This window comes from Laspinema palackyanum D2c, from assembly GCF_025370875.1.
GTDB classification, from domain to species: Bacteria; Cyanobacteriota; Cyanobacteriia; order Cyanobacteriales; family Laspinemataceae; genus Laspinema; species Laspinema palackyanum.
This window is the reverse complement of sequence record NZ_JAMXFD010000008.1, coordinates 174,098-191,080: the sequence shown is the minus strand read 5'-3', so window position 1 is coordinate 191,080 and position 16,983 is coordinate 174,098. Positions and strand designations below refer to the sequence as shown.

The 16,983-nt window shown below is 46.1% G+C and carries 13 protein-coding genes; 6 read left to right on the top strand and 7 right to left on the bottom strand.

The features are described 5' to 3' along the window. Positions 1 to 124: 124 nt before the first annotated feature. Entirely contained in the window at positions 125 to 1,942 is a 1,818-nt protein-coding gene (locus tag NG795_RS12540) for a proline--tRNA ligase (protein ID WP_367289000.1), read from the bottom strand. Positions 1,943 to 2,269: 327 nt separating this feature from the next. On the opposite strand from NG795_RS12540, the gene NG795_RS12535 reads away from it, so the two are divergent. The 3 genes from NG795_RS12535 (at position 2,270) to NG795_RS12525 (ending at position 6,207) form a co-directional block, all read left to right on the top strand. Beyond that, positions 2,270 to 2,872: an NfeD family protein gene (locus tag NG795_RS12535; RefSeq protein ID WP_367288999.1), complete on the top strand. Its 603-nt coding sequence runs from the start codon at positions 2,270 to 2,272 to the stop codon at positions 2,870 to 2,872. Positions 2,873 to 2,968: 96 nt separating this feature from the next. After that, positions 2,969 to 4,402: a flotillin family protein gene (locus NG795_RS12530; RefSeq protein ID WP_367288998.1), complete on the top strand. Its 1,434-nt coding sequence runs from the start codon at positions 2,969 to 2,971 to the stop codon at positions 4,400 to 4,402. Between the two features lie 206 nt (positions 4,403 to 4,608). Continuing rightward, positions 4,609 to 6,207 (top strand): flotillin family protein, encoded by a 1,599-nt coding sequence (locus NG795_RS12525; protein WP_367288997.1) that lies wholly within the window; start codon positions 4,609 to 4,611, stop codon positions 6,205 to 6,207. A 170-nt stretch (positions 6,208 to 6,377) separates the two neighbouring features. Here the strand turns inward: NG795_RS12525 and NG795_RS12520 are convergent, their stop codons facing one another. Then, positions 6,378 to 7,040, bottom strand: coding sequence for an acetoacetate decarboxylase family protein (locus tag NG795_RS12520; protein WP_367288996.1), 663 nt, complete (start codon positions 7,038 to 7,040; stop codon positions 6,378 to 6,380). A 352-nt stretch (positions 7,041 to 7,392) separates the two neighbouring features. On the opposite strand from NG795_RS12520, the gene malQ reads away from it, so the two are divergent. Next, entirely contained in the window at positions 7,393 to 8,910 is a 1,518-nt protein-coding gene (gene malQ / locus NG795_RS12515) for a 4-alpha-glucanotransferase (RefSeq protein ID WP_367288995.1), read from the top strand. Positions 8,911 to 9,004: 94 nt separating this feature from the next. Here the strand turns inward: malQ and NG795_RS12510 are convergent, their stop codons facing one another. Further along, positions 9,005 to 9,586, bottom strand: a complete 582-nt coding sequence (locus tag NG795_RS12510) for a Uma2 family endonuclease (protein WP_367288994.1) — start codon at positions 9,584 to 9,586, stop codon at positions 9,005 to 9,007. Between the two features lie 232 nt (positions 9,587 to 9,818). On the opposite strand from NG795_RS12510, the gene NG795_RS12505 reads away from it, so the two are divergent. After that, positions 9,819 to 10,019, top strand: coding sequence for a hypothetical protein (locus NG795_RS12505; protein WP_367288993.1), 201 nt, complete (start codon positions 9,819 to 9,821; stop codon positions 10,017 to 10,019). 98 nt (positions 10,020 to 10,117) lie between these two features. On the opposite strand, the gene NG795_RS12500 is transcribed toward NG795_RS12505, so the two are convergent. The 4 genes from NG795_RS12500 to NG795_RS12485 form a co-directional block, all read right to left on the bottom strand. Then, positions 10,118 to 11,863: a zinc ribbon domain-containing protein gene (locus tag NG795_RS12500; protein ID WP_367288992.1), complete on the bottom strand. Its 1,746-nt coding sequence runs from the start codon at positions 11,861 to 11,863 to the stop codon at positions 10,118 to 10,120. Between the two features lie 69 nt (positions 11,864 to 11,932). After that, positions 11,933 to 13,396 (bottom strand): tubulin-like doman-containing protein, encoded by a 1,464-nt coding sequence (locus tag NG795_RS12495; RefSeq protein WP_367288991.1) that lies wholly within the window; start codon positions 13,394 to 13,396, stop codon positions 11,933 to 11,935. Between the two features lie 91 nt (positions 13,397 to 13,487). Then, the gene (locus tag NG795_RS12490; RefSeq protein ID WP_367288990.1) at positions 13,488 to 14,231 is read right to left on the bottom strand and encodes a Uma2 family endonuclease; all 744 of its coding nucleotides are present in this window, start codon (positions 14,229 to 14,231) and stop codon (positions 13,488 to 13,490) included. A gap of 245 nt (positions 14,232 to 14,476) precedes the next feature. Continuing rightward, entirely contained in the window at positions 14,477 to 15,079 is a 603-nt protein-coding gene (locus NG795_RS12485; RefSeq protein WP_367288989.1) for a Uma2 family endonuclease, read from the bottom strand. A gap of 81 nt (positions 15,080 to 15,160) precedes the next feature. Between NG795_RS12485 and NG795_RS12480 the strand changes: the two genes are divergently transcribed. Continuing rightward, on the top strand, positions 15,161 to 16,981 hold the full coding sequence (locus tag NG795_RS12480) for a hypothetical protein (protein WP_367288988.1): 1,821 nt from the start codon (positions 15,161 to 15,163) through the stop codon (positions 16,979 to 16,981). Positions 16,982 to 16,983 lie beyond the last annotated feature (2 nt).

Genomic DNA, 16,983 nt, shown 5'->3' with positions numbered 1-16,983 from the left:
CCCTAATTATGGCAAAGGGTTAGGGAGCAAGATGCTCCCATTTAGGAGATTCTCCCTATTTTTGCCAAGGATTAGGGTTGGTCAGCTAATCTCGGAAACAACTTTTAAAGCACCCTTGCTCAGGTTACCTAACCGCCGAAGACAAAGCTTCATCAATCCATGTTTTGAGGGTCGCTGCAACTTCAGAGATGGAAATTTCATGGGAAGTTTTAGTAGCGCGTTCAACGACTTCTACTTTACCGGCTTTGAGAGACCGACCCGTCACAATTCGATAGGGAATTCCTACTAAATCAGCATCTTTAAATTTGACTCCCGCCCGTTCTTCCCGGTCATCTAAGAGGGTTTCGATGCCGACGGCATTGAGTTCCTTGTAGAGGTTTTCTGCGACTTCCACCTGTTCAGCATCGGAAATATTGGGAATGCAAATAATGGCATGATAGGGAGCAATGGCCACGGGCCAAATGATGCCATCTTTATCATAAGATTGCTCTACGGCAGCCTGAGCTAATCGGGAGACTCCTACGCCATAACATCCCATTACTAAGGGGACGCTATCCCCTTGTTCATTGGTATAGGTTGCCCCCAAGGCTTGAGAATATTTAGTCCCAAGTTGGAAGATGTGCCCGACTTCGATGCCTCTGGCACTTTTGAGGAGTTGACTGGGGTTATGAACCGCCCGATCGCCTGCTTGGGATTTGCGTAAATCGACGATGCGATCGCTTAAAGGAAACTGTTCCCCCCAATTGGCACCGACAACATGATAGCCGGTCTCATTGGCCCCGGTGACAAAATTCTTTAACTCCACCACAGTGCGATCGGCAAATCTTAAAAACTCCGGTTGCAAATGTTCTGCCGGTGTGATATAATTATCCGCTAAATCTGGACCAATATATCCGATAGGTAAGGGTTTGAGGGTTAATTGTTGTTGGACTTGTTCCGAAGGAATATCCAGGGCAATAATCGCATTTCCGCCATAATTGGGGGCGAGTTGGCTTAAGGCATTATAAAGTTTCACCTCGTTCACTTGTAGGTCGCCCCGAATACTCACCAAGACCAACACCATTCTCCCATTGTCATAGACCACGCGGTAAATGATATTTTTAACCACTTCCGTGGGGGAACAGTTGAGGAATTGACAGAGTTTATCAATGGTGTTGGTATTGGGAGTTTCTCGTTTTTCATAGAGAACAAAAGCACTGGGTTTCGCATCGGCAGGTAAGGAGGTGGCTTTTTCTACGTTGGCGGCATATTTACCATCTTCGGTATAAAGAACTTCATCCTCTCCCGCTTCTGCCAAAATCATAAATTCCTGGGATGCCGCCCCACCAATGGCCCCAGAATCCGCTTGAACTGCGCGAAATTCTAAGCCACAACGGCGAAACATATTGCTATACGCCCAGTCCATATCCGCATAAGTTTTCTGTAAACTGGCTTCGTCTGTATGGAAAGAATAGCCATCTTTCATAATGAATTCTCGTCCGCGCATTAATCCAAAACGGGGACGAATTTCATCGCGAAATTTAGTTTGAATTTGATACAAATGGAGGGGAAGTTGACGATAAGACCGAATCATATCCCGGGCGATGGCGGTGATCACTTCTTCATGGGTCGGTCCTAAACCCATTTCTCGTTCCTGGCGATCGGTGAGGGCAAACATAATTCCTTCTGCCTTGGTGTAAGTCTCCCACCGTCCTGACTCTTGCCATAACTCTGCTGGTTGGAGTTGCGGCAACAGACATTCTTGAGCACCTGTGGCGTCCATTTCCTCGCGGACAATATTGGAGACTTTTTTGAGAACCCGCCACATCAAAGGCAAATAAGCATAAACCCCACTGGCAATCCGCCGGATATAACCGGCCCTTAACAGGAGTTTATGACTGGGAATTTCCGCTTCTGCGGGGTCTTCACGGAGGGTAACAAACAGCATTTGTGATAAGCGCATCACGGTTTCCTTATTTTAGAGGTAGGCAGATTATTATCTCAGAAAAAGTGGGGCGATTTCCGACAACTCCGGCGCGATTCCGGCAACTTCTCCGGATTTGAGGCCAACTCCAGGATACCAGAGGCTGCGGAAATTGCCTCAGTCCCTCGGTTGGGATGTTGTCGGCGGTCCCCGCTTCCCGTCACTTCCGGGGGAGGGCGGTTGTTGTCACCGCAGTGGCAATCCTCCCTATCACAAATTTTCGTAACAAAACTGGACGTTAGGAGTTTTTTTTGCGACAATTAATAGAGTCTGAACCCTTGATATGCAGACGAGGCTATTAAAATCATGCCTATTTATCTTTTTTGTTTCGGCATTGGGGGTCTTTTTATCCTGTTCGCGGCGATTGGAGGACTCGACGGTGCAGATTTCGGGGTAGCCTTTGATGCGGACCTAGAAATTTCTGATCACTCTCAGAAGTTGAACCAGTTCAAACGGGGAAGTTGGCTAAAGCGGATGTTCATTTTGCCGTTCTTTAGTCTAAAATTTTGGACCTTCGGGAGTTGTTTTTTTGGATTAACTGGACTGTTTTTAAATTGGCTACGCCCTGAAATGGCTCCCGAGCTGGTTGCCAAAATTGCGGCGGGAATGGGAATTTTTTGTGGCAGTACGATGGTGTGGAGTCTCCGAAGTCTCAGCCAACGTTATGCTAATAGTCTCACCCGTTCTAGTGATTTAGTCGGACTCTCAGCGACGGTCCTCCTGCCTTTCAATTGTGAAAGCAAAGGCAAGGTCCGCGTGAATATTAAAGGGTCCAATGTGGAATTTATGGCCTTTACTGATGAGTCAAGGTCTTTTAATAAAGGAGACCGAGTTTTGATTGTGGGTCTGAAAAACAATCGTCTGTGGGTGGTGTCGGAAGACTCCAATGAGTTACTCCAACCCCAATAAATCGCCGAGATAAAGAAGGGCGCAATTTTCTCTAAGCTTTACAGAATACTCGAAGAACATTCTTTAGTTTACTCAATCTGAAAGGAAGCCAACGCTATGCAACGGATTGTTCAAGGCTCTGTCTCAACTCCCAAACCCGCCGATTCTGGAGTGGCGATCGCCCGCAAACCCCAGAAGGAATTCTCCACCCTCCAAATTGCTCAAGTTGATCCATCCCCCGCTACTCCTCAAGCGACTACAACCGATCGATTAATTACTATCGGCGGGACGATTGGTTTATCAATTTTGGGGTTTTTGATATTTTTGTGGATTTTAAATAAAATTTTATGTATCTGTAAACCTAATGAGATTTTAATTTTATCGGGTTTGAAACGGAAAACTAAAGAAGGCCATGAATTAGGCTATCGAGTCACCCGCCATCGCACCATTTGTATCCCCATTTTAGAAACGGTTAAGCGGATGGATTTGACCACGATGCCGGTGCCAGTGGAGGTGAAAAATGCCTATGCGAAAGGGGGAACGCCGTTGAATATTCAAGCCATCGCTAATGTGAAAATTTCCAGCAATCCAGAAATCGTCGGCAATGCGATTGAACGCTTTCTGGACCGCGATCGCACGGAAATTGTCCGGGTCGCCCGCGAAACCTTAGAAGGCAATTTGCGGGGTGTTGTTGCGACCTTAACCCCTGAAGAACTCAACGAAGATCGCCTGCGATTTGCGGAACGAATTACTGATGATGTCCAGGATGATTTGCAACGGCTGGGATTAGAAATTGATACCTTAAAAATTCAAAGTGTCTCCGATGATGTAGACTACCTCAGTTCCATCGGACGCCGCCAAATTGCCGCGATCGTCCGGGATGCGGAAATTGCCGAATCCAATGCGGTGGCTGAAGCCGAAGCTGTAGAAGCGCAAAGTGAGCAAGAGTCTGAAGTCGCCAAAACCCTGGCAAGGATGGCGATCGAGGAAAAAAATAACGAACTGCGGAAAATCCAAGCCGAACTGGATCAACAGGCGCGATCGGAAGAAGAACGCACAAAAGCGGCCGCAAAAGAAGCCCGAGCAAGGGCCGAACAACTGCTACAAAGTATCCGTGCGGACCTAGAACGCCTCCGTTTAGAAGCCGATGAAGTGCTCCCCGCAGAAGCAGCGCGACAAGCACAAGAGCTGCGATCGCGCGGGGAAGCAGCCGTATTCGAGGAAAATGCCAAAGCTGCCGCACAAGTTAACGACCTGTTCACCGAAATCTGGCGAGAAACGGGCACTGATGCGGCCGAAGTCTTCTTAATCCAACAGATTGAAATGGTCCTGCGAGAGGTGGCAAATATTACCCAGCGTGTCCAGATTGATCGGATCAATGTGATTGACAATGGCGATGGCAAATCGATCGCCAGCTTAGTCAATGCCTATCCCGAAATCGTCGGACAATTCCTCGATCGCGTCGATCGCACCCTCGGCATCGATGTCATTGGCACCCTGAACCGCAGCAATGGCGACAAACCGGAAGTCGTTGAAGTAAAGCGAGTTTAGAAGGGAGATAGGGAGGATCGGGAAGATAGTGAGAATACACTTCCGGTCCCCTCCCCTGTGTCTTGGGGAGGGTTAGGGTGGGGTCCACTCCCTACCGGATTAAAAGATGAGGAAGATGGGGTTTTTACTCATTGTACCATTGACCCTCGCTAACTCTACCGACTCTTCCCAAGACAAATGACAACTGACCAATTAGGAGAACCCAAATGGAAGTTATTCTAGGATTACTGGCGATTTTAGGTGCAGCCGGTGGCGCAGGTGCACTGGTCATCAACAATCTGTATTACATCTGTCAACCTAGTGAAGTGCTAATTTTTGCTGGGAGTGCGCGTCCCCTGGATGAGCATCGCATGGCAGGATATCGTTTGGTGAAAGGGGGAAGCAGCATTCGCCTCCCCTTGTTAGAACGCGCCTACCGCATGGATCTCACTAACATGATCATCGAACTGCGGGTGACCAATGCCTACTCTAAAGGCGGCATTCCCCTGAAAGTAGAAGGGGTAGCAAATATAAAAATTGCCGGAACTGAACCGACAATCCACAATGCGATCGAGCGATTATTGGGCAAAACCCGCAAAGAAATCGAGAAAATCGCCCAAGAAACCCTAGAGGGAAATTTGCGCGGCGTCTTAGCTTCCTTAACTCCGGAACAGATTAATGAAGATAAAATTGCCTTTGCCAAAAGCTTGCTGGAGGAAGCCGAGGACGATTTAGAAAAGTTAGGCTTAGTGTTGGATAACCTGCAAATCCAAAATATCTCCGATGATGTGCGATACTTGGATTCCATCGGACGGAAACAGCGAGCAGAATTGGTCCGGGATGCTCGAATTGCCGAAGCTAGAGCCAAAGCCCAGTCTGTGATTCGCACCGCAGAAAATGACCAAAGTACCTCGATTAAGCGAATTGCCAGCCAAGTTGAAATGACTCGCGCCGAAGCGAATCGCCGCATTCAAGATGCGAAGACAATTCGGGCTGCATTAGTGGCTGAAGCCGAAGCGGAGATTGGCTCAGAAGTGGCGCGAACTCAGGCGGATGTCGCCGTGCAAACCGAGCGCATCAAGCAAGTGGAGCAACAGTTACAAGCGGATGTGGTGGCACCGGCTGAGGCACAATGTAAGCGGGCGATCGCCGAAGCGAAAGGGAAGGCATCTGAAATCATTGAAGACGGCCGAGCTCAAGCAATGGGGACAAAACGCCTTGCCGAATCCTGGAAAGCTGCCGGACCCGCAGCGCGCGAGATTTTCCTGTTGCAAAAATTGGAACCGCTTCTCAAGACAATGGTTTCTACGGTCCCAAATGTGAGAATCCAAAATCTGACCTCTATCGATACCACAAACGGCAATACTGCCGGGAAAATGGCATCATTTTTGGAGCAGTTGCGGGCGAGTACCGGGGTAGATGTGGCGGGAGTTGTGCGAAATTTCGGGTCTGGTGACAGAACAGAGGCGCAAGAGTTGAGTCCCTCTAATCCTCCTAAGTTACCTGATACACCTATCCTATCAGCAGCAGCACCTGTTGCACAAAAGGTTCCTGGGACCAAGACGACGACAGCCAAAGAAGCGGTCACTCCGATGAATGCGTTGTATGCTGAAGTGCAGGCATTTTTGGAAAACCTCTCCCAAGGAAAGCCTTCTTCAGCAGTCGCCGAACGGGCGATCGAGCAACATATTAATTTCAATCCTAATCTGAAAAAACAGTTACAACGCTTGAAGGAACTCGGAGGAACGGAAGCAGTCCGAGCCGTATTTGACCATCCCAGCATTCAGGTTCCCGTCGGCATGATTGAAGGGTGGATTGGGAAGTAATTGGGGGGAATAAACAGGGAAGAAACGCCTGAAGGCGTTACTACAAACAGGGATGAAAACTTCATTCTAATGTTTGTAGTAACGACTTCAGTCGTTCTTCTGAGTTCGTAGTAACGACTTCAGTCGTTCTTCTGAGTTCGTAGTAACGACTTCAGTCGTTCCTAAAAACCCTATGCGGGAGCATAAGGGGTGGTAGTTGCTCTTTCCTGAATCACTTTTGGCGCACCGGCAACCAATCGTAAGTCTTCACAAGAAAAAGTCAGCCAAGGGTTTGACAAGTTTAACATCGAAAAAGGACTTTCTGGGGGAATCACCAATCTGCTCTCAACTAACCCAATATGAGAGGTTAATTCCCCCGGAAACAAGAGTAAATTAGAACCCAGTGTGCTAAAGCTGGGAAAGGCAAAGGGGATGGGGAATCGGAAGGTTTTGAGGCTAAAATCGAGACTACAGAGCAGGCGATCGCCTTGTCGAACCATCACGCGATCGCGATCGTCTTTTTCCCAAGTAAATTGGGCTAATTCTTTCGGCAATCCCCAAATTTCTCGACCCCCAGCCACCGAATCGGGATGATCCACATAAATATGAGAAATCCACGCCCCAAACTGCATCCGGTGGCGCACTAATGCAGAAACCACAATTAATTCATTATATAATAAAGTTGACCCTGCCCCATATTTAGCACAATAAACCCCTCCCACAGTTTTTCCCGGGAAAATCTCTACAATCGCCAAATCTGAGGGAACCAGCGATCGCACTCGACGGGTATCAATAGGATGGAGAGTTTGCACGGCACGGCCTTTAAGTGTCCAAGGTGCACAGGGGTAAGGCATGAGTATTTCTCCGATGATGAGGCTCGACAAATCGGCTCAATCCAGTTTCGATTTACGTTAGCACAGATTCCCCCCAAGGCATCTCTATCTATCGATATAATTGAGTCAACTTTCTGAACCCGCTTCAGGCGAGTGGTCCACCCCAAACCCTGCCATTCGAGTTATTTTTTATTCCAACTGATTTCAAATCATCCCCGAGGTAGATCCCCCCACCTCAAAATTCGGTAAAATTTATAGAGTATTGGGAGTAAAAATCAAATTCATAAAACTCTATAAACCCCGGCCAATATGTATTTTTATAGGGTTTATTGATTCTAAAAACACTCCTTCAAACCTAGATTTTGGTATAATCATGTCTTTTCCTAGAAGCAGCGGTATTTTATTACATCCCACCTCCTTTCCCAGTCGATATGGTATCGGAGACTTCGGGGCGCAAGCGTATCAGTTTGTTGACTTTCTCGCTGAAAGTGGACAACAACTCTGGCAAGTTTTACCCTTGAGTCCAACAGGGTATGGCAATTCCCCCTATATGTCCTATTCCGCCTTTGCCGGAAATCCCATGTTGATTTGTCCAGAACATCTGCAACAAAAAGGGTTGCTTTCTGAAGAAGATTTAGTCCAAATTCCGGATTTTCCAAAAGACTATGTGGACTTTGAGAAGGTGATTCCGGTTAAGATGAAATGGTTCAAAACCGCTTATCAAAATTTTAAAAACAACGCCACGGCTGAACAGCATCAGGAACTTGAAAAATTTTGCGATCGCACCGCTTATTGGATTGAGGACTATGCCTTATTCATGGCCCTCAAAGAGAAACATCATAGTGCCGCCTGGAACTCCTGGGAACCCATAGCAGTCCGAAAACACCAACCCGAAGCCTTAGAAACCGTTCGCCAAGAACTCAGCGATCGCATTAGTTTTTATAAATTTTTGCAATTTGAATTTGACCAACAATGGCAAGCCTTAAAAGAGTATGCTAACGAAAAAAATGTTCAAATTGTTGGCGATATTCCCATTTATGTCGCTCATGATAGCGCCGATGTCTGGGCCCATTCTGAACTATTTTATTTAGAAGAACAAACCGGAGAAACTTCCCTGATGGCAGGAGTTCCGCCGGATTATTTTGCTCCGGAAACCGGGCAGCTTTGGGGAAATCCAGTTTATAATTGGGAGAAATTAAAAGAGACTGAATTCGAGTGGTGGGTGGAACGCTTTAGAACCACCTTTGATGCCGTCAACTTATTGCGAATTGACCATTTTCGGGGATTTGAAGCATTTTGGGCAGTCCCGAAAGGAGAAAAAACCGCCAAAAATGGGCAATGGTTAAAAGGACCGGGAATAGAGTTTTTTGAAGTGATTGGTAACAAATTAGGCAAACTTCCTATTATTGCCGAAGATTTGGGACTGATTACCCCAGAAGTGGATGCACTGCGAGAGCATTTTGATTTTCCCGGCATGAAAATTTTACAATTTGCCTTTGAGACTCATCCCGAACTACATTTTCTGCCTCATAACTACAAAAATCAAAATTTTGTGGTTTATCCAGGAACCCATGACAATGATACCACCGTGGGATGGTATCAACAACTACCAGCAGAAGCGAAAGAAAAACTCTGGCGTTATTTAGATAAACCGCAATCGGCAGAAAAAGAAATTCATTGGGAGTTAATTCGTTTAGGATGGAGTACCATCGCGAATCAAGCCATTACGCAACTCCAAGATGTTTTAGGATTAGGAAACGACGCGCGCATGAATGCACCGGGTAAATCCGAAGGGAATTGGTCCTGGCGTTACCAACCGGAAGATTTATCTCCGGAACTTCGCAGTCGCCTGAAAACCTTAACAGCAACTTATCAACGGCTGCCTGAATAATAGGTATTCAACATAAAAACCCGCACCCTAAAGGGTCGGGCTATACGGACAAAGCCTGCCTCCGCAGGCTACTCTATCAAAATCATTTCCTAACCTAACTTTGAGGGGGAAATATTTCCACCAAATCCAATAATATATCTGAAAAACTGGGCAAAGGAACCTGTTCATTGGGTAAAACAATTCGACGCTGACGATAGCCAAAACTTTCCCGATTATCCTGATAGGGTTCACTGTAGCATTCCAGGGTATTGTTGACTAAATTAAAAATCCAATAGTCAGCAATCCCTGACTTGGCATAGAGGGGCAATTTCACCTCGCGATCGTAACGTAAAGAAGAATCAGCAATTTCAATCACCAGGATGACATCCTCTGGGGTGGGATGTCCCGAGAAATAGTCATCTGCACGATTTTTCACCAGCGCAATATCCGGTTCGGGTTCACTATTGGGTGCCAGAAATAAAGGATCTTGAATTTGCAGTGTAGCACGCTCTCCCAACCGTTGCCCTAACGCTCTGAGTAACCGTTTCGTAACCGTAGTATGGGCGGTCCCTTTAGCTGCCATCTGAAGAATTTTTCCTTGAATCAGTTCAACGCGATCGCCCTCCTGGAAAAAGCCCAATTCCGTGAGGCGGTGATATTCCTGAATCGTGAACCGTTTAGCCGTAGGAATCATCATCACATTCCAAAAACAATAGGTTTACCGCTATTGTACCGCAGTTGCCATTCCCGAGGATTGACGGAAACAGGCGATCGGCTAGAATGGGGAACATCAATATCCCCTGTTCAGTCGAAAAAAATATCCTCTTTTTAGGGTAAAAATGGTAGTAATAGTCACAAATTTCTGATTAAAACTTGCCATAATAGACCCGCATAAATCTCGATTTTTTAAGAGAAATGGAGAAAAAATTATGTCCTTACCGAACCAAGGCCAAATGACATGGAAACCCGATGGCACAATGGGTCGCGTCTTGTATCTCCGGATGAAATCCCATGAACAATGGCGCTGTTACAAAGAATTTCCCCAATATTTTATTCCCGACTCCCCGGGAAATTCTCAAGGATACAATACCTTTGTTTCCTTACTGCGTCAGCAATGGAAAGTTATGTAGGAGGTTCATTCATCCTTTAGTCTATGCAATTTTTAGATGCAGTAAAAGCCCGCAAATGCGGGCTTTTTTATCGGTTGAATTGAATCAGATTTGACCCCCTAACTCAAAGACACTAATTGATTGCCGCACTTAAAACAAAACTTAGAATTAACCGGGTTTTTAGTGCCGCATTTAGTGCAGAATACATGGGTTTGTGCCGGTGCATCAGTGGGGGTAGCAACGGGGGTGAGGGCGGTTGCTGGAGGGACAGAAGATGCACCGGCAGCGAGATGCAATTGATGGGTTTCGATCGCCTGTTGGATGATTTTGGCTTCTCGCTTATAAATCAAGCTATCTTTGCCGCCTTCTTTCTCCAATTCCGTTTGTCGTTCCGTCAAATACTCCATGAAATGTTGATACAATTCCTGCTTTTGGGTTGCTGTTTCAGCGGCGTTCAGTTTGGCAGTAACTTGGCGCTGAATTTCCTCGCGATCGCCTCGGCATTGATTGACTTCTAGCACTTGTACTGCTTCTTCCCAAGTGGCAGAGATCTCCACGTTTTCACTGCCGATGGAGGTTTGGCGAGTATAACGGACTAGGTTTTCTTTCGTTTGACGATTTTCTTCGATGCGTAAAACATTCAAAGAACGCCCTAAAACTACCAATTGATATACTGCCGGATTTTCGGGAAAAATATCCCAAAAGGGCGGTTCTTTTTGGATATGAACCGGAATCGGAGGGTCTTTACTTTCTCCTTTTAATTGGGCGCGTTTTGCTTCAATGGTTTGCCCTTTCCAGTCTTGATAGGAGTGGCGCAATTCCTGCATTCCATCAATACAACGCAAGGAAAATCCCCCCATTTCTTGCACGAAAACGACCCGATGTCGTTCTTCTTCTCCTAATGGGGTAACCGCATCGGAACTGCCGACTCGTTCCTCTAATAAGGGGAGAAGTTTCATGGCAGCAGGGTCCGTGGGAGTGCGCCCTCCGACTACTGCAACTTTAGTATTTGTAGCGGGAGTAAATCCGGCATCTCGTCCTGTCATGACAGCAGGATTCAGGAGGATAACGGGTTTTGATTTACTGTAGGCGATCGCCAATTGATTGCGGATTTCAGCGGCATCATTATTAAACACTTTGAACAGGCGATCGCAAGCTGCTAGTTCCCGTTTAATCCGGCTACTATTCGGGGCCTGATTAATAATATTGCGGCTTTTTTCGGATATAATCCCTTGGAAATCCTCTTCCTGAACTTCCGCTAATTGTTGGACATCAAATAGGCGCATAGTTTCCCCTGCCGCCCGGTTTTGTTTCCATAACGGACTGCTATCGGCGAGGACTTGACTGGATAAATTACTACAGAGTCCATCGAGTCCGGTTTGATAGCGACTCTTGCTGCCTTCGGTGGAACTGGCATATTGTTCAATCAAGTCTTGATAGAGTTGATTCAGTTCTTGGCGATCGTATAATTTAATCCCATTAATCGTTAACGCATCGGCACTATCCGCTTGGGAATCCGCTTCATGGGAGAAAGTATCGCGAGTTTGGCGCATCTTCTGAGTCCAGCGGGCCAATCGCCGTTCTAACTCGTCTAAATGCTCCTGTAAACGGGCGATCGTATCCAACCCCAAAAACCGCGTTTTGCGCTGAATTGTAGCAATTAAGCTCCCTTCCAACCCCGCTAATCCCTTTTCTGCATACTCCTCCATTTTAGCCTGTTTGGTCAAGCCAAATTTATCTTTAAAATGGCCGATATCTTGTAAGGCATCCTCATACTGTTTGCGGCGATTTTCTTCATTAGGTTGCCAGACTTTCTCCCCTTCTCGCCGAAACTTTTCTACGGCATTTTCAAAGACTTGACGCACGGTAACTAGAAAGATTTCTGCAAATTTAGGTCCCCGATTGCGGTCTTCAATAATCCGATAAAATTCCTCTTATAAGGCTTGGCGTCCCTGTTGGATGATGCGATTGCGGTTATCGTACATTTTCTGCAAGAAATCCCCATGCAACCGTTCATCGGGACTCAGTTCTCGCAGATGATTGGCCCGGTATTCCTCCACTTTTTCCTGTAAGAACTCTCCAAATTGGAGGATTTTGCCCTTTTCAGTTCCAGCAACTCCCATCACTCCTTGTTGAGTACATTGGAGGAGATTCTCTCGGGTAATTTCACTGCGGATACTATTGACAAAACTGGAGATTTCGGCGACATAAGATTTATCTCCCGCTGCGCCTAAATCCGTGAGTAACTCCATATCAGTGAGGCGCATCCGTTTGAGAATGTCATTTTGGACTAACTCAAAAGTTTGCGGGGGTAAAAGAACACTTTCGTTTAACCACCAGCTTACAAAGTCGGCAGCAAGGCGATTGGATAAGGAGGTTCTAATTTGGGCAATGGGAATTTCAATGGTGGAAAGTCCAAAACTCATGAAGTTTTTGGGATACCCTCGTCCTCCGGGGTCTGCTTGCGCCCAAGCGCCTTTGATATTATCTCGAATTGAGCGCTTATGGGGGGCGAAGTCGGAGGTTAAATCCAGAAATATATTTTGAGAAATTAGTTCGCGAATTTGGTCGAGGGTAAATTCACTGTCGCCGTTTTTTGTGCCGACTAGGTAGGTGAAATCAAAGGGGGCACGATTCGATCGCACTTCGTCGAGTAAGCTGGCACTATACTGGGCTAAGTATTCCGTGCGATAGTCGGAAAAATAGCTCAATTCCATCATGGCAGCATATCCATTGGCGAGGACGCGATCGCCTACGTTAATGGTAGCAAAGGCAGCGGGTAATGGGGCGATCGCTGTTACCATTGGGCTCCCTTGTCCTTTCAGCCAATGATTGATACAATAGCCGATATCAATCAACATTCCACTGCCGGTTCCCCCAGACAGAGACCCAATCACAAACACATTAATCCCTGAAGTTACGACTTTAATGCCGTAGCGATCGAGCATATAATTTTCGTGACCTTTAATGCGATCGCAAGACCGTTCAAAGGCTTTCTGAATCCCATGATAGTTGCAGAAAAACGCAAACCGACCACAGCCGCGAATTTGTCCCGCCCCCGCTTCAATGGCACTAATATTCCGTTCCAATTCCGTGGGAAACCAGCGTTCAATCCAGGGATAATTCTGCATATTTGACATCATATCCCGCACCTGCCGCCCACTGACACTGGCCCAGTATTTTTCATGGTCTTTAAATGCCGAACCCGCCGCCACCGAACTGCTGACCTTATATTCTTTATCCGTATCAATGACCAGAAAGCTAATTAACGGAAAATTCGCTAAACTTCCGTAAGTTTCCTCTACTAAACGCCGGACTCTGGAGAGGACTTCATGTCCCGTTCCCCCCACGCCCACGAGGACAGTGGGAACCATACTTTTTTCATCAACTGCTGCCATATTTTTCCTGTTTATTAATGATGAAATGAAGAAATTTAGGATGTCTGAACCGACAGCCTAACCCCTGAGTTTTTTACCGTCTAGGAACCCGTTAATCAGCGAATTCCTCCGGGTCAACCCCCAACTCCCGCAATCGGGCGGCAAGGCGATCGGCCCGTTGGCGTTCCTGTTCGGCTCGTTGGCGTTCTTGTTCAGCCTGTTCGTGACCATATAACAACAAATTTCCTTGACTGTCCCACCAGCGTAACCAAGGAAGGTCCATGTTGCCATACAATCCCGACCAAATTCCTAGTTCCACCCCCAGTTCTGGAATGGGAAAATGACCCCGTTCATTGGCTGGAATTAACTCATAGCGACCGATGGTGAGACCATAGACTTCCACACTGGCTTTTTGAACTTCATAAATCGCATAATAGGCGGGTCGAATCACAGTTTCATAGATCCAAAACTTGCCTTCCCAAGGGGTTTTATCTCGTTCTTCGGCACCATTCCCCGAAACAAATTCAATGACAATTTGGGGTGGCATAAGTTCTTGCCACAAGACATAGGACCGGCGAGGTTGTCCGTCCAAGGTGGGAGGAACATTGGGAACATAGAACCAATCCGGCGCTTTCGCACCTTTCAGGGGTGGGTCGGTGATTCGCCAGTAAATGCCGCTATCTTGACCGATGCAGTAATTTCCATCGGGATGTTTGGCATCCAGAACCGGAAGAATTGAATCAGTCAAGAGGATGCTTTGTGGGTGTTCTTGAAAGTTCTGCACAAAGGTGCCATCCTCACAGGGTAGTTGGGTATGATCGGGCAGGGAGGTAAACGATTCCGTGCTAATAGTCATGATGAATCATTATCCGATGAAAGTTTACAGGGTTTTAGGGGCAACCCTTGGATTTTAAATTGAAATCTATCTTGATTTATTTCTAACATACTCTCGGGCAGATTGTCCAATCCTATTATGAGAAAAATTTAACCCACCAATCGAGTTTCAATCCATTGGCTTTAATCTGGACAGTTCAACCCTGGACCACTCCATATCAATGCCATGCTTTTGGAAAAAATTGAGAGCAAATTTATAAAATTGGCTTACCAAATGGTGGATAAATCTAAGATAAATCCCGGTAAAACGGACTCCTCGCTTAAGGTGGTGGGTTGGGTCAAACAGTCTACAGGTTGGTCGGGACGATAAATATAAACTTGCTGGTGTTGGCGGTCAATTAGCCACCCGAGTAATGTTCCCTGCTCAATATAGTCTTGCAGTTTATCTTGCAGGCGTTTCAAGTTGTCACTGGGGGACCGAAGTTCAACGACAAAATCTGGACATATTGGAGCAAATTTTTGTTGTTGTTCTGGAGTAAGACGGTTCCATTTTTCTAGTTTTATCCAAGCTGCATCAGAGGATTTTATAGAGCCATTGGGAAGGGTAAAGCCGGTGGAAGAATCAAATCCGATTCCAGTTTTGTTTTGTCGGGTCCAGATTCCCAGTTGGATAATCAAATCAAAGTTGCGATTTCCCGTTTCTGACCCGGTGGGTGGCATAATAATAATTTCTCCTTGAGAGGTGCGTTCAATTCGATAGCCTCGGTTTTGTTGGCAAAAATTAAAAAATTGTTCGTCTGTCATCTCGATCGCCGGAGACATTTGCAGGACCAAGGGAGAAATTTCAGGGACCGCTAGGGTGGTATTCATGGTTAGGGTGACCCAGTGAAGTTTACATGACCAATCTTGTCGGGAAATTCCCTTAATTTTATCACTCCTAGGGGGTTGGAGGTGGCTGATGCTTCCACTGTTACCAGCGATCGGGTAGAATTTGAGATTAATCCTTCCCCCAGATTTAAACCCTTGTCCTTCCGAACTTCTTCTATTTCCCCAACCTTTCCCAATCGCCTGCATCGGTTTTGCATGGCACCTGCACCCTATACCCCTAAATCAGCGGTGATTTTTTGGTTCAGTTTGAGCTTAACTATTGCTGCGGTTTACGGGATAGGGGGACTCCAGCAAGCATTTAGTGCGGACTTGGTGGTCCAAGATGATGCGCGGCAGCACGTTTTTTGGATGCAGCGCTTTTTAGAACCAGGGTTATTCCCCAATGATTTAATTGCCGATTATTTTCAATCGGTTGCACCTGCCGGTTATGCCCTATTTTATCGAGTGATGGCAGGGGTAGGAATTGCCCCCTTGTTGCTGAGTAAACTGTTGCCGCCTCTGTTGGGTTTAATCACTACTGTTTTCTGTTTTGGCGTGACGATGGAGTTATTTCCGGTGCCTATCGCCGGGTTCATTGCTTCTGTGTTGCTCAATCAAAGTTTATGGATGCAAGATGGGCTGATTTCAGCTACGCCGAAAGCCTTTGTCTATCCGTTATTTTTACCACTTTTGTATTATTTTTTGCAGAAAAAAAGTCTGGCTACGGGGATAATGATTGCCCTTTTGGGACTTTTTTACCCCCAATATGTATTGATTTTATTAGTAATTTTACTGTTACAAACTTTTATATATAAAAGGAAAAAAATCACGCTTAGTCTTAGACTTATAAATTTAAAATTTTTAAGGAGTAATTTAATTATCGCTGGCTTTATTTTATTCGTTTATGCCCTGACTAGCTCAGAATTTGGTCCGACGATTTCTGCTATGGAAGCTCAAAAACTACCGGAATTTCTACCAGGGGGGAGAAGCCAATTTTTTATTGATGATCCTTGGGCATTTTGGTTGCATGGACGCAGTGGGATTGCTCTGTCTGCTATTTTAACTCCGGTGTTCATGGTTTTAGGTTTTTTGCTGCCAATTTTGCTGAAATTTCCCAAAATATTTACCCTAGTGCCTGCGATTTCTTCACGCATCCGCATTTTATTAGAGATTGTTATCGCCGCTTTGTTGATGTTTTTTGCGGCACATGGATTGCTATTTAAACTCCATTTGCCCAGTCGCTATACGCAGCATAGTTTGCGAATGGTGATGGCATGGGCGGCAGCGATCGCCATCACTATTCTACTCGATGCCCTCTGGAGATGGGGACAATCCGTTCCTAAAAAAATCATAGCCGGAATTATTTCTGCTGTGTTGGCTATAGTCTTTCTATTTTATCCCCAGTTGACGATGAACAATTTCCCCTGGACTTCTTATCAACGGGGAGAACAACCTGAGCTTTATGCCTTCTTGCAACAACAACCCCCAGATATTTTGATTGCTTCCTTAGCAGAAGAAGCCAATAATTTACCCACCTTTGCTCATCGGTCGGTTTTCGCTGCCAGAGAATATGCGATTCCCTATCATTGGGGTTACTATGAACAGTTTCGGAATCGTCTGCAACGGATGATTCAAGCGCAATATAGTCCCAATTTACGGGATGTAGTGGACTTTTTGCAAGAAGATGGGGTGGATTGGTGGTTGATTGAAAAAGGGGCGTTTACTCCGGGGTATTTATCTTACAATCGGTGGTTAAACCCCTATTCCGTTACCCAGGAGGCGATCGCCAATCTGGAACAAGGCATTCAACCGGCGATCGCCACCCTGATGACCCAGTGTTCAGGTTTTGAAACGGCTGATTTTGCTGTATTATCAGCGGATTGTATTTTAAAGGTTCAGGATTAAGG

What these genes read in the sequence shown, in the direction of transcription:
- NG795_RS12495 (WP_367288991.1), bottom strand. Translation starts at nt 13,396, where the DNA reads ATGGCAGCAGTTGATGAAAAAAGTATGGTTCCCACTGTCCTCGTGGGC.
- NG795_RS12485 (WP_367288989.1), bottom strand. Translation starts at nt 15,079, where the DNA reads ATGAATACCACCCTAGCGGTCCCTGAAATTTCTCCCTTGGTCCTGCAA.
- NG795_RS12540 (WP_367289000.1), bottom strand. Translation starts at nt 1,942, where the DNA reads ATGCGCTTATCACAAATGCTGTTTGTTACCCTCCGTGAAGACCCCGCA.
- NG795_RS12535 (WP_367288999.1), top strand. Translation starts at nt 2,270, where the DNA reads ATGCCTATTTATCTTTTTTGTTTCGGCATTGGGGGTCTTTTTATCCTG.
- NG795_RS12530 (WP_367288998.1), top strand. Translation starts at nt 2,969, where the DNA reads ATGCAACGGATTGTTCAAGGCTCTGTCTCAACTCCCAAACCCGCCGAT.
- malQ (WP_367288995.1), top strand. Translation starts at nt 7,393, where the DNA reads ATGTCTTTTCCTAGAAGCAGCGGTATTTTATTACATCCCACCTCCTTT.
- NG795_RS12505 (WP_367288993.1), top strand. Translation starts at nt 9,819, where the DNA reads ATGTCCTTACCGAACCAAGGCCAAATGACATGGAAACCCGATGGCACA.
- NG795_RS12525 (WP_367288997.1), top strand. Translation starts at nt 4,609, where the DNA reads ATGGAAGTTATTCTAGGATTACTGGCGATTTTAGGTGCAGCCGGTGGC.
- NG795_RS12520 (WP_367288996.1), bottom strand. Translation starts at nt 7,040, where the DNA reads ATGCCTTACCCCTGTGCACCTTGGACACTTAAAGGCCGTGCCGTGCAA.
- NG795_RS12510 (WP_367288994.1), bottom strand. Translation starts at nt 9,586, where the DNA reads ATGATGATTCCTACGGCTAAACGGTTCACGATTCAGGAATATCACCGC.
- NG795_RS12490 (WP_367288990.1), bottom strand. Translation starts at nt 14,231, where the DNA reads ATGACTATTAGCACGGAATCGTTTACCTCCCTGCCCGATCATACCCAA.